The organism is Paenibacillus sp. FSL H8-0122, assembly GCF_038005345.1.
Lineage (GTDB): Bacteria > Bacillota > Bacilli > Paenibacillales > Paenibacillaceae > Paenibacillus_AQ.
The window spans coordinates 2,194,283-2,206,799 of record NZ_JBBOTB010000001.1; the positions used below are offsets into that span (position 1 = coordinate 2,194,283).

Consider the following 12,517-nt stretch of genomic DNA (forward strand, 5'->3'; position numbering starts at 1 on the left):
AAAAGTATCATCAAGAGGAGTAGAAAAAAATGACAAGGCAGGTGCTCAGACATGGAACAGCAGGTCCGGGAACAATGGGATAAATTCAGCGAGCTATTATCTAAAATCAAAGGCTATTATGAAGCAATTGGACTTCTGGGCTGGGATCTGCGTACAGGCGCGCCCCGCAAAGGTGTAGAGATCCGTTCCGCCACGCTGGGGATGCTGAGTGCAGAAGCATTCAGACTCCAGGTATCGGAGGAGATCGGGGCGTTCACAGCATATTTCAGCCGCCCGGAAGTAGCGGAGCAGCTGGACAGCAATCAGAATAAGATTGTGAAGGATACCCGCAAGGAGTACCAGCGCAGCAAAAGCATTCCCTCCAAGACCTTCGAGGAATATTCGGTGCTCACCGCCCATGCGCAGACGATCTGGGAAGAGGCTAAGGATGATAATGATTTCGCCTCCTTCGAGCCTTATCTGACCAAGATTGTGGCCTTCAAACAAGAGTTCATTGATTATTGGGGTGTGCAAGGCTCGCGTTATGACACTTTGCTGGATATGTACGAGCCCGATTTGACCGTTGAGAAGGTGGATGCGATCTTCACCCGTCTGCGCAGCCGTCTTGTGCCGCTGGCCGAAGCGATCAATGCTTCGCCGAACAAGCCGGACACCGGATTCCTGAGCCAGATCTTCCCTAAGGAGCAGCAGGAGAAATTCGGCCTCTTCTTACTCGAACAGATGGGCTATGATTTCGAGGCAGGACGTCTGGATGAGAGTGTACATCCGTTCGCTACAGGGCTGAACCCCGGCGATGTCCGCATTACAACGAACTATCTGCTGGACAATGTGACCAGCTCCATCTTCAGCTCGCTGCATGAGGGCGGACATGCCCTGTACGAGCAGAATTTCGGTGAAGAGTTGATCGGTACACCCCTGGCACAGGGCGCCTCCATGGGAATTCATGAATCCCAGTCCAGACTGTGGGAGAATATGATCGGCCGCAGCCGGGCCTTCTGGCAGCGTTACTACGGCGATCTGCAGCAGCATTTCCCGGAGCAGCTTGCGAACGTGGAGATGGAAGACTTTTACCGGGCGATCAATAGTGTAGGCAATTCCTTCATCCGGATTGAAGCCGATGAGCTGACGTATAACCTGCATATTATTGTGCGCTATGAGATTGAGAAGCTGATTTTCAATGAAGGGCTTGAAGTCAAGGATCTGCCTAAGACCTGGAATGCGAAGTATCAGGAATACTTAGGTATTACACCGCCTACGGATGCGCTTGGCGTACTGCAGGACGTTCATTGGTCCGGTGGAGACTTCGGCTATTTCGCTTCCTATTCCCTGGGTAACATGTATGCGGCACAAATGCTGAACACCCTGCGTAAGGAACTACCGGAGTTCGAAGAGCTGATTGCCGCCGGTAACCTGCTGCCGATCAAAGAATGGCTTACTGACAAGGTATACCGCTACGGCCAGAGCCTGACCCCTTCGCAGATTATCGAGCAAGTCACAGGCGAACCGCTGAATCCCGATTATCTGGCGGATTATCTGGAAGCGAAGTATACCGAGCTCTACAAGCTATAAGTCTTGAAGAACCCTGCTGCAACAGCACAGCTGCGAATAATGGCTTCTCAAGCGACTGAATGGTGCAGCAGCGGCCTGACTGCGGCGTACTTCAAGCTGGAAGGACTTCGGAGAAACGGCTATAATAGAAGGAAACCGCAAACGGAAGGAATCGTGGCATGGCAAATACTCATACTTACAGCCGGAAGGAAGAAGTAGCAAATGCGGTTACACACGGGATCGGCGCTCTATTAAGTATTGCTGCGCTGGTTCTGCTGGTCGTATATGCTGTTCAGAACGGCACAGCCTGGCATGTAGTCAGTTTCTCCATTTACGGCGCTACTATGCTGATCCTGTATTTTAATTCAACGATGGTGCATAGTCTCAGAGACGGCAAGGCGAAGGACTTCTTTGAATTCCTTGACCACTCTTCGATTTACTTATTCATTGCCGGAACGTACACCCCGTTTATGCTGGTGGCGATCCGCGGACCGCTGGGCTGGACGTTGTTCGGCATCGCTTGGGGAGTGGCGGTATTCGGAGTTTTCTTTAAGGCTTTTTTCGTCAAAAAATTCCTGTTCATGTCCACCGTTTTCTACATTGCGATGGGCTGGATGATCGTAATCGCCTGGAGCCCTCTGTCTCATGCTGTCGCCAGCGGCGGGATGACTCTGCTGATGATTGGCGGACTGCTGTACACTCTGGGCACCGTGTTCTATGTATGGCGCGGCTTCCCGTACCATCATGCGATCTGGCATTTATTCGTGCTTGCGGGAACCGTTCTACACTTCTTCGTTGTATTGTTATACATTCTCCCTATTCATTAATGCGGGAGATATAGGGCAGTACTGGTGCTGGATTTGAGGGCGGGAATGCCGGTTTTGGGCAAAGAAAAAGATGACAAGTAAAAAGACTTGACATCTTTCTTTGTTTTCGGTATCATAAGGGACGTTGTGAAGCTGTAAAGTGTTTTTCCTTGACGAAGGGAGTGCCCTTAATGAGTCAGGAGAATAGGCTCGAGAAAACCAACCGGATTAACCTGTTATTTGCTTTCTATGAACGGCTGCTTACTGACAAGCAACAGACGTTTCTCAAATATTATTTCCATGATGATTTCTCCCTGGGGGAGATCGCAGCGGAATTTGAAATTAGCCGCCAGGCTGTGTACGAGCATATCAAGCGGGCGGAGCAAGTCCTTGAGAATTATGAAGAGAAGCTTGGACTGCTGTCCAAGCATGAAGACCGCAATAAGTACTTAGAAGAACTGCGCAGATTCCCGGACAGTGGAATGCTGCCGGAGCAATATAAGCAGCAATTCATGGAAATCATGGACCGGCTGCAGAGGCTAGAGTAGGAAGAAGGGAGCGAGCCGCCTATGGCATTTGAAGGATTAACCGGAAGATTGCAGAATGTGTTCAGCAAACTGCGCGGCAAAGGGAAAGTATCCGAAGATGACGTAAACGAAGCGATGCGTGAAGTGCGGCTGGCCCTTCTGGAAGCCGATGTTAACTTCAAGGTCGTCAAGGACTTCGTGTCCAAGGTGAAAGAGAAGTCTGTTGGCACGGAAGTGATGGACAGCTTCACGCCAGGCATGGTCATCATCGATATTGTTAACAAGGAACTGACGGAGCTAATGGGCGGAAGCCAGGCGAAGCTGGCTAAGTCGAACAAGCCGCCGACGGTCATCATGATGACGGGTCTGCAGGGCGCGGGGAAGACGACAACTTCCGGTAAGCTGGCGAAGCTGCTGCAGAAGGGCAACCACCGCCCGCTGCTCGTAGCCGCCGACATCTACCGTCCGGCTGCAATCAAGCAATTGCAGGTGCTCGGAGAACAGATTAAGGTTCCTGTCTTCTCGCTGGGTGATCAGACGAGTCCGGTAGAGATTGCCAGACAAGGTGTTCAGCATGCGAAGGATAATAACCTGGATTATGTCATCATCGATACCGCAGGCCGCCTGCATATTGATGAAGAGCTGATGGAAGAGCTGAAGCAGATCCATAACGTAGTAACTCCGGATGAAGTGCTGCTGGTAGTCGATGCGATGACCGGTCAGGATGCCGTGAATGTGGCGGACAGCTTCAACAAGCAGCTGGAGCTTACCGGGGTAGTGCTTACGAAGCTTGACGGCGACACCCGTGGTGGTGCTGCATTATCCGTCAAGGCGGTCACCGGCTGCCCGATCAAATTCGCCGCTCTCGGCGAGAAGATCGATGCGCTGGAGCCGTTCCATCCGGAGCGGATGGCTTCGCGGATACTCGGCATGGGCGACATGCTGTCGCTGATCGAGAAGGCTCAGGCCAACATCGATACCGAGAAAGCCAAGGAAATGGAACGTAAGATGCGTAACGCAGAGTTCACGTTCGATGATTTCCTGGAGCAGATGGATCAAGTGAAGAAGCTTGGCCCGATCGATCAGATTCTTGACATGCTGCCTGGCATGAATAAGGCCAAGGGCATGAAGGACCTGAAGGTGGACGATAAGCAGATGGGCCGCGTTGAAGCCATTGTTCATTCCATGACCAAGGCCGAGAAAGCCCAGCCTGAGATCATCAACCACAACCGCCGCAAGCGTATTGCAGCAGGCAGCGGTACCAACATCGCTGAGGTGAACCGGCTCATCAAGCAATTCGATGAAATGCGCAAGATGATGAAGCAGTTCTCCGGCATGATGGGCGGCGGAGGCGGTAAGGGCGGCAAGAAGAACGCCATGAAGCAGCTCAAGGGCCTTGCCGGCAAAGGCGGAATGAAGTTCCCTTTCCGTTGACCTTAATCTTTACGGTTTAATGTTTAAGGTTTACCCCTAGATCTGATATAGTACAACATCAGAAGATCGGACAGTCTCTTGACCTTAATCTTTTGATCTTAGTCTTTTGACCTTGATCTTAATGTTTAAATCTCTTCCCCCTGTTGCCAGGGAACGCCGCCAGTCAAGCGTATCCCGCAGGGAGGAAAAGCGGTCTTCCGCCGAACCCAGCCAAGTCCCGCCAGTCTGAACGCCTACGCTAGTTGCACTTAGCGGGTGTCCAGAGGGCAGAGCCCTTGGGGCCCTCCCTTCGGGAAGGGAGGGTTTGGGAGGGATCGATAACGATATTCTTTTAAGGAGGTGAATTTCGTGGCAGTACGTATTCGTTTGAAAAGAATGGGAGCACATAAAGCGCCTTTCTACCGTGTAGTGGTTTCCGATTCCCGGTCTCCTCGTGACGGCCGTTTTATCGAGGAAATCGGTTATTATAATCCGATCGAAGTACCGGCAGTCGTTAAGATTGACGAAGAGAAGGCTCTTAAATGGCTTCAGACAGGTGCACAAGCATCTGATACCGTCCGCAACCTGCTTTCCAAAGCTGGCGTGATGAAGAAGTTCCATGAGTCAAAGCTTCAGAAATAATGACTGATTGCGAGGGTCCTCTATGGAAGAATTAGTTGGTGTTATTGCTAAGGCTTTAGTGGATCATCCGGAGGATGTGGCCGTACGGACCGTGGAGAAGGATCACCTGATTGTCTATGAGCTCTCCGTGCATCCTGATGATGTCGGTAAGGTCATCGGCAAGCAGGGGCGGATCGCCAAAGCGCTTCGTACCGTAGTCACATCTGCAGCAGTCAAAAGTGATAAACGCGTTACCGTGGATATTTTATCTTAAGGATGCGCACAAGGAGGGGCTAGGGATAGTATATCCCGGCTCCTTTTTGTTGAAAATATAAGAATTTATAGGCTGTACGCAATCAACGTGAAGGAGATGAACACATGACAGAAGAGTTAACCGTAGGCAGGCTGGTGAATACGCACGGCATTCGCGGGGAGATCAAAATCCTGTCGCATACCGATTTCCCGGAAGTGCGGTTCGCAGCCGGTAACAAGCTGCTGCTGATTCCCGCAGACGGAAGCCCGAAATTCGAGGTGACGATCGAATCGGCGAGAGAGCATAAAGGGATGTATATCGCCAAGCTTAAGGGGTATACGAACATTAATGAGGTTGAGAAATACAAAGGCAGCATGCTCAAGGTGCCTAGTGATAATCTGGTTGAGCTGCCGGAGAATGAGTATTACTTCCACCAGATCGTAGGCTGCGAGGTCTATACGGATGAAGATGCCAGCCAGCCGCTGGGAACGATTACGGAGATTCTGCAGCCCGGGGCCAATGATGTCTGGGTAGTGAAGCCGAAGAAGGGCCAGGATATTCTGATTCCGGTTATTAACGATGTAGTGCTGGACGTCAATATTGCAGCCAAAAAAATCACCGTGCACCTCATGGAAGGGCTGCTTCCATGATCCGCATCGATGTGCTGACGCTGTTCCCGGATATGTGTGAGGGCGTGTTCGGCACCAGCATTCTCGGTAAGGCCCGTGAGAAGGGCATTGCTTCACTGAATACAGTGAACTTCCGCGATTTCTCGGGCAACAAGCATAACAGCGTGGACGATACGCCTTACGGGGGAGGGGGAGGCATGGTGCTGAAGCCTGACCCTATCTTCGCAGCGGTGGAGCATGTGCTGGCTCAGAGTAGCGCTGGCGGGGAGCAAGGGGATCACGGGAATACAGAGGCGGTGAAGCCGCGTATTATTCTGATGTGCCCCCAGGGCCGGACGTATAATCAGCAGATCGCCGAAGAGCTGGCACAGGAGCAGCATCTGATCTTCATCTGCGGTCATTATGAGGGCTATGACGAGCGAATCCGTGAGCATCTGGTGACGGACGAGCTGTCGATTGGCGACTATGTACTGACCGGCGGTGAGCTGCCCGCTCTGACAGTAATAGATTCGGTAGTGCGTCTGCAGCCCGGGGCACTGGGCAATGAGACCTCTGCCATCTCGGACTCCTTCAGCACCGGGCTGCTGGAGTACCCGCATTATACCCGCCCGGCAGAGTTCCGGGGCTGGAAGGTGCCGGACATGCTGCTCAGCGGACATCATGCCAATATCGAGGTGTGGCGGCGTGAGCAGGCGCTGCAGCGTACCCTCGAACGCAGACCGGATCTGCTGGAGACAGCGGAGCTGACAGTGAAGGACAAGCAGACGCTGAAGCGGCTGCAGGAGCAGGCAAGCCTTAAGAAGAATGAACTGTAAATTTGGGCCTGAATAGAGTCATAGCTGGCGTCTTTCTAACGTATATTACGTAAGGGAGGCGTTTTTTGCTGTGTACTGAGAACCGGGAACGGGAATTACGAACGAGAACGGATAGGCATAGAAGAAGTTTTGCCAGCGAAATAAATACGAGCAGATGTGCGTCAATACCCTTTTTCTAGGGTAATGAATAGAGGTGCCGCAAGTAGACATGCAGCTATAGACGCAGCTAGCTTAATTATCGAAAGGAATGACTGAAGTGACTACGAATACGCATGAATCATTCAAGCCAGCCGTGGACACTGTCCACAAGGAGGCGGAGCCGCTCCGCACGGTAAGTGATATTATTGATTTTTATAAGAATCGTAAATCGTAATCTTATAATCGAAGAAATGAATTAGACCTGGAAGCAGGTTCAATAGGCTCAGTAATACAGCAAATTCCACAAATAACCGCTGAAGACAGACGAACCCCAGGTTCGCTGGCTTCGGCGGTTATTTGTTTGCCGGGTGCGATGAGTGCGGGCAAACAAAAAAAGACCGTCCGAAGACGGTCTCTCTACCCGAGGCGCTAGTTTGTAACTTTGATCCGTATCCCGCGCCACCAAGACTTAATCATTCAGCCGTTGGTCCGGGTAAGGGATACGTTCAGCATGTCATGCTTGATGTGAACGCACCTCCTTTCCTTGTGCCAAGAGTATAGCACAGCCTTTACAGAAAATCCATTAAATTTTAATAAGATGCGAAAAAATATTGAACTCTATAAAAATGCTGAACTCTATTTGAAACTGCTGAACTAGTGAGGTATATTTATAGTATATCAGTAAGTAACCGCTTACCGGCATATTATGCATTAGATGAACGTATGTTAATCGTAGGGATGCGGCAAACGTAAGTATGAAGTAATGGGTTGATTTGCAATATCGGGGTATAGCGCAGCCTGGTAGCGCGCACCCTTGGGGTGGGTGAGGTCGCAGGTTCAAATCCTGTTACTCCGATTTTCCCGTTTTCGAGTAACGCAAAAAAACACTTCCGTCAGCGCATCACGCTCTGTAGGAAGTGTTTTTATTTAGGTGATAAGGCCCGTGTGTGCGGTTAAGCTAAAACCTGCCCCTGTCTCCATCCCGGCGGGTAAGCATGATAACTCCCGTGACCAGTGAATACAAGGCAACAACCATAAGCAATACAATGGCCCAAGTATAATTGCGCACAGTGTAGGTGAGCGAAGCGAAAATGATAAACCAGGCGATCCGCAGTACTCCTTCATTAATAAAACGTCTGCCTGCTGTACTCATGATTCCTGCCTCCTTTTGGATTGTAGAAGATTGTTCACAACCGTAAGCGTTTAATTGATTTTGTTACTTTAATATTACCCCTTTTTACACAAAATTGATACACAATGTTCACAAGTTCTTCATTTCACAACTATTTTACATATAGACAATTGCTGCGTGACGATAGCCGTTACCGGCTTATCCCTCCCCTCATAAGATACAGAACCACGATTAAGGAGGAAACAGCAGATGGAAGCTTATTATAATTGTCTCCATTGCAAGGATAAGCGTGTACGCATTATGACTACTGACGGCAAACGCCATGAAGGAATTATTGTGGATGTGGACCGGAATAATGTGTATCTGAAAACAAAGGGCAATGGCAGAATGCAAACTTCGGCCTTCTATCCGGGCGGCGCAGGTAACTATTATGGCGGATACTATGGCTACGGCAGCCAGATCCTGACCTTAAGCCTGTTCACGCTTCTGGCAATTGCGTTAATCTGACGATAGCCTGAACAACACAAAAAGTGGGCTCCTGGAAATCAGGAAGGCCCGCTTTTTGCGTGACTATAGAATGATCTACTTAACAGATATGGCTCCGATCTGCGTGGTTAGCGATACCAGCGGACCGCCGCCGTTATAATCCTTCGATGTACCGTTGTCGGCGCCGGAGATGTGGCCGAGCTCACTGCTGGCTTTGACCGTACATGCGGTTGATGCTGACAGATCGGCGGAGATTCTTCCAATATCGCTCTTGGCCTTGAGGCTGCTGCCCTTTGTCATACTGGATACCCCAAGCTCAATACTCCCCGTATTTGACTGCACACTGGATTTGCCTGTGAACACGGTGTCTTGAAGGATGATGCTGCCGACATTGCTGTTAATCTCAAAAGTCCCCTCAAGCCCGCGGAGCTGGACGGTGCCTACATTATTATCAATCTCAAACCGGTCAACGGTCTCTGGAATCCCGATTACATAATTAATGCTGAAGTTGGAATCACCATACTCATGCTGCGCCCATTCCCAGAGATTCCTCTTCGAATTGCCTTCACCATGAGCAGAGACGATTAGAGCATCTCCTTTATGTTCAATAGAAATTTCAGTATGATCCAGCACACCGGATACCAGCTTATGGCCTGTCTGCTCATGGACAATGACGGTGGCCTGGACAGTAATCTCGTCACCTGAAGCGGGCGCTACTGCGACTTCCCCAACCGCATTATCCAGCTTAAGGACGGAAGCAGAAGCAATAGGCAAGGAGGTGGAGAACTCCCGGCTGATTCCGTTGCTGTTTATTTGCTCTTCAATCCTGCCTGCTATGTTCAGGGTGGCGTCACCGACAGCAGCACTGGCATCGCTGAGACTTTGCTTCACGGCTTCTGCCGCTTCCTGGGTGAAGCTGCCGGAGATCGTCTGCTCCAGCTGGTTATCCGCCGCTTCCTTGCCGGGAAGCTCCCGGCAACCGGTAAGTGCAATAGAAAATACGGCCATTGCTGCAATAATTGCTGTGCTGTGATGTTTCTTCATTATATAGGCCCTCCTAAAGGCATGATTATTTGCTTATGTATACTCAGTATTATATATTATGGGAAAACACTGGATAACAGCCTGGCGGCGGGTTGTTCTACTGGACTATAGTCCAGTAAGCTTAGCTACTACATTTTAGAGAGGCATTATGGTACACTGTCGTTAGATGAAGGACCGGAAGAATGAAATGTGACAGCTGGAGGGCCGGCACGGAAGCAGACCCGGGAGACGGGCTGTTTACTATTTGGACTGAACAAGTCAGAGGGGCGGATGAGCCAAATGCAGTATGCAGCATTCCTGATCGTTGTGTTGGTGGGTGCAGTTGTCTATACCGTGTACCGCAGCCGGATGAGCCAAGAACAGTCTGAAGCGCCGAAGCAGGGGAAGGCCAGTAATGTGATTTCTATGGAAGGGCACCGTAAGGCAAAGCAGAATGCTGCGGATCAGCAGTGCTCCTCCTGCAAGAAGAAGAACGGCAAGCTGATTTTTTATGCCCAGGATGACGGAAGTGTGGTCGGACTCTGCAAGGATTGCAAGGTGAAGGCGAAGAAACGGGATATGCTGCCGCTTTAATGAATAAATATATGTTGCATGAGCCTGTCTTTTATGATAAAATTACTTCTGTTGTGTGGAATACGGTGGTCCTCTGCGGATAATGAGGGAGAGCAATGGCTCTCCGGAAGAGGCAAGAACACCTGTACGGAAGGAGGAAGTCCTTAATGAATATCCTACAAGCAATTACACAAGAGCAACTTCGTACAGATATCCCGAGTTTTCGCCCGGGTGACACTTTGAAGGTGCATGTAAAAGTTATCGAAGGAACTCGTGAGCGTATCCAGCTGTTCGAAGGCGTTGTAATCAAACGTCGCGGCGGCGGTATCGGTGAGACTTTTACGGTTCGTAAAATCTCTTATGGTGTTGGTGTGGAAAGAACATTCCCAGTCAACTCCCCTAAACTCGAGAAAATCGAAGTGGCTCGCCGTGGTAAAGTGCGTCGTGCGAAGCTGTACTATCTTCGTGACCTGCGCGGTAAAGCTGCAAGAATTAAAGAAATTCGTCGCTAGAACAGTGACAAAGGAAAGGGGCTTGAATTCAAGCCCCTTTCGTTTATTTCTTGTGATTACAGAATTGTGGATCCCCGCAAAGTACCTTAGTAAGCATCGAAGTTAAAGCCTTACTTTGTGGGTTTTTAGACATATGTGCCTTAGGAACAGCTTCTCCGAAAAGGCCTCCTGAAGGAGTAATCGCGGGGGAGTTTTTGGCAGGAGCTTTTTTGTATTGTATAGTGGAGATAACAATTATTGGAGAGGACGGTGAACTATGCAGCAGGATTTGCAGCAAGGGCAAGGCGAAGTGATTGATTCTAACGGCCAGAGCCCACGGAAGCCAAAGAATGAAGTCCTGGAATGGATTAAAGCGATAGCGATTGCATTGGTTCTGGTTATTCTAATACGCTGGCTTTTGTTCAAACCGTTTATCGTAGACGGCCCTTCCATGAAGCCTAACTTCCATACCGGCGAACGGGTGATTGTTAATGAAATTCTCTACGATATCCGCAAGCCGGAGCGCGGGGAAGTCATTGTGTTCCATGTGCCCTCTGAGGGCCGGGATTTCATTAAACGTGTCATTGGTGTGGCAGGCGACACCGTCACAGTTGAAGGGGATGTCGTTACAGTTAACGGAGAACCTGTGAACGAGACGTATATCCAGAGCGCGATTGATGATGCGCATACTAACAACATTTTGTACAACAATAAGAACTTCCCGAATGAGCAGTTTACGGACAACAAGGTGCCTGAAGGCCATGTGTTCGTAATGGGGGATAACCGCTCTGACAGTACGGACAGCCGGATGATCGGTTATGTGCCGCTGGGGGATATTGTCGGCCGTGCAGACCTTATTTTCTGGCCGGTGAAGAATATCTCATTAATAAATCATTAATTATTTTAAGCTGACAGAAGTCAAAGGAGGTGACGGCATTGGCCATTCAATGGTTTCCTGGTCATATGACGAGGGCTAGACGGCAAATCGAGGATAAGCTGAAGCTGATTGATGTTGCAATAGAACTGCTTGATTCCCGTCTGCCGATCTCGAGCCGTAATCCGATGATTGACGATATTTTGCGGGACAAGCCAAGGCTGATTATTCTAAACAAAGCAGATCTGGCCGATCCGGAAGCTACACGCAAGTGGCTGGCTTATTTCAAGCAGCAGGGTCATGTTGCCTATCCGGTAGATGCTTCTACTGGCACCGGGATAAAAGAGATTCCCGAGCAGGTGAAGCTGCTGCTGAAGGACAAGATCGACCGGCAAATTGCCAAGGGCATGAATCCGCGTGCGATGCGGGCACTGATTGTGGGCATTCCCAACGTAGGCAAATCGACTCTCATTAACCGGATGGCTGGAAAAAATATTGCGATTACCGGTGACCGTCCGGGGGTTACCAAGGGCCAGCAATGGATTAAGACTGGCGGTAGTCTGGAACTGCTGGATACGCCGGGGATTCTCTGGCCGAAGTTCGAGGACCAGACGGTAGGCTATAAGCTGGCAGTAACCGGGGCCATTAAGGAAGAGATCCTGAATATTGAGGATATCGCTTATTATGCGGTGAAGTATCTGGTGAAGGATTACGGAAGCCGGTTCCAGGAACGCTTCGATATCAATAAGCTGCCGGAGGACTTAGAGAACCCGGACGAAATCGTGGCCGTTATGGAAGCAGTCGGGCGTAAGCGCGGTTGTCTGATGAGCGGCGGCCGGGTGGATCTGGAGAAGGCTTCACGCGCGCTGCTGCATGAGCTTCGTGCAGGGAAGCTTGGACGTTTCACGCTGGAGACACCTGAATAGTAGAATACTGTATGGAATGGAAGAGCCATCCGTGAATGTGGGGTGGCTCTTTTTTGCGTGTAGAGGGTTGGGGAGAAAGAGCTGGAAGGCGATAGAAGGTGCTGGGAAGTGTGAGAAGGAGCGAAAAGACGTCGGAAGTATGGGGGGGGTGGAGGCAAAAGGGGATGCGCGAAGTTATGTTGTAAGAATTGCAACTCTTCTCTATTGATATGATACAGTGTAACAGAATTGTTGTAGGAAATGCAGGAATGTCCTCGTTTGG

15 protein-coding genes and 1 tRNA gene are annotated in these 12,517 nt (G+C 50.2%); 14 read left to right on the top strand and 2 right to left on the bottom strand.

The genetic code is table 11. The annotated features are described in order from the left end of the window. Nucleotides 1-51 precede the first annotated feature (51 nt). The 9 genes from NSS64_RS09575 to NSS64_RS09615 all read left to right on the top strand — a co-directional run bounded on the left by NSS64_RS09575 (nucleotide 52) and on the right by NSS64_RS09615 (nucleotide 7,606). The gene (locus NSS64_RS09575; RefSeq protein WP_340940039.1) at nucleotides 52-1,569 is read left to right on the top strand and encodes a carboxypeptidase M32; all 1,518 of its coding nucleotides are present in this window, start codon (nucleotides 52-54) and stop codon (nucleotides 1,567-1,569) included. Between the two features lie 158 nt (nucleotides 1,570-1,727). After that, on the top strand, nucleotides 1,728-2,375 hold the full coding sequence (gene trhA / locus NSS64_RS09580) for a PAQR family membrane homeostasis protein TrhA (RefSeq protein ID WP_341139970.1): 648 nt from the start codon (nucleotides 1,728-1,730) through the stop codon (nucleotides 2,373-2,375). Between the two features lie 170 nt (nucleotides 2,376-2,545). Next, nucleotides 2,546-2,902 carry a putative DNA-binding protein gene (locus NSS64_RS09585; RefSeq protein WP_036733556.1) on the top strand — a complete coding sequence of 119 codons (357 nt, stop codon included), beginning with the start codon at nucleotides 2,546-2,548 and terminating at the stop codon, nucleotides 2,900-2,902. Between the two features lie 21 nt (nucleotides 2,903-2,923). Beyond that, on the top strand, nucleotides 2,924-4,315 hold the full coding sequence (gene ffh / locus NSS64_RS09590; protein ID WP_341139971.1) for a signal recognition particle protein: 1,392 nt from the start codon (nucleotides 2,924-2,926) through the stop codon (nucleotides 4,313-4,315). Between the two features lie 348 nt (nucleotides 4,316-4,663). Next, nucleotides 4,664-4,936, top strand: a complete 273-nt coding sequence (gene rpsP, locus NSS64_RS09595; RefSeq protein WP_036701203.1) for a 30S ribosomal protein S16 — start codon at nucleotides 4,664-4,666, stop codon at nucleotides 4,934-4,936. A 22-nt stretch (nucleotides 4,937-4,958) separates the two neighbouring features. After that, nucleotides 4,959-5,189 (top strand): KH domain-containing protein, encoded by a 231-nt coding sequence (locus tag NSS64_RS09600; RefSeq protein WP_020432321.1) that lies wholly within the window; start codon nucleotides 4,959-4,961, stop codon nucleotides 5,187-5,189. Nucleotides 5,190-5,293: 104 nt separating this feature from the next. Next, nucleotides 5,294-5,818, top strand: coding sequence for a ribosome maturation factor RimM (rimM, locus tag NSS64_RS09605; protein ID WP_076078589.1), 525 nt, complete (start codon nucleotides 5,294-5,296; stop codon nucleotides 5,816-5,818). Beyond that, nucleotides 5,818-6,612 (top strand): tRNA (guanosine(37)-N1)-methyltransferase TrmD, encoded by a 795-nt coding sequence (trmD, locus tag NSS64_RS09610; protein ID WP_341142792.1) that lies wholly within the window; start codon nucleotides 5,818-5,820, stop codon nucleotides 6,610-6,612. The genes rimM and trmD overlap by 1 nt, the downstream gene beginning before the upstream one ends. 920 nt (nucleotides 6,613-7,532) lie before the next feature. Next, nucleotides 7,533-7,606: transfer RNA gene (locus NSS64_RS09615), tRNA-Pro, on the top strand. Between the two features lie 102 nt (nucleotides 7,607-7,708). Here NSS64_RS09615 and NSS64_RS09620 read toward each other — a convergent pair. Further along, the gene (locus NSS64_RS09620; RefSeq protein ID WP_340940043.1) at nucleotides 7,709-7,903 is read right to left on the bottom strand and encodes a hypothetical protein; all 195 of its coding nucleotides are present in this window, start codon (nucleotides 7,901-7,903) and stop codon (nucleotides 7,709-7,711) included. A 228-nt stretch (nucleotides 7,904-8,131) separates the two neighbouring features. Here NSS64_RS09620 and NSS64_RS09625 point away from each other — a divergent pair, with 228 nt between their 5' ends. Continuing rightward, nucleotides 8,132-8,389: a hypothetical protein gene (locus NSS64_RS09625; protein WP_076078592.1), complete on the top strand. Its 258-nt coding sequence runs from the start codon at nucleotides 8,132-8,134 to the stop codon at nucleotides 8,387-8,389. Nucleotides 8,390-8,464: 75 nt separating this feature from the next. On the opposite strand, the gene NSS64_RS09630 is transcribed toward NSS64_RS09625, so the two are convergent. After that, a complete protein-coding gene (locus NSS64_RS09630) occupies nucleotides 8,465-9,412 on the bottom strand; it encodes a hypothetical protein (RefSeq protein ID WP_341139972.1) in 948 nt (315 codons plus the stop codon). A gap of 189 nt (nucleotides 9,413-9,601) precedes the next feature. Between NSS64_RS09630 and NSS64_RS09635 the strand changes: the two genes are divergently transcribed. From NSS64_RS09635 to ylqF, 4 genes are all read left to right on the top strand, one after another. Then, nucleotides 9,602-9,985 carry a hypothetical protein gene (locus tag NSS64_RS09635; protein WP_341139973.1) on the top strand — a complete coding sequence of 128 codons (384 nt, stop codon included), beginning with the start codon at nucleotides 9,602-9,604 and terminating at the stop codon, nucleotides 9,983-9,985. Nucleotides 9,986-10,131: 146 nt separating this feature from the next. Beyond that, nucleotides 10,132-10,476: a 50S ribosomal protein L19 gene (gene rplS / locus NSS64_RS09640; RefSeq protein ID WP_173133107.1), complete on the top strand. Its 345-nt coding sequence runs from the start codon at nucleotides 10,132-10,134 to the stop codon at nucleotides 10,474-10,476. A gap of 256 nt (nucleotides 10,477-10,732) precedes the next feature. Next, on the top strand, nucleotides 10,733-11,353 hold the full coding sequence (gene lepB, locus NSS64_RS09645; protein ID WP_340993302.1) for a signal peptidase I: 621 nt from the start codon (nucleotides 10,733-10,735) through the stop codon (nucleotides 11,351-11,353). 38 nt (nucleotides 11,354-11,391) lie between these two features. After that, nucleotides 11,392-12,255, top strand: a complete 864-nt coding sequence (ylqF, locus tag NSS64_RS09650) for a ribosome biogenesis GTPase YlqF (RefSeq protein WP_340940047.1) — start codon at nucleotides 11,392-11,394, stop codon at nucleotides 12,253-12,255. Nucleotides 12,256-12,517 lie beyond the last annotated feature (262 nt).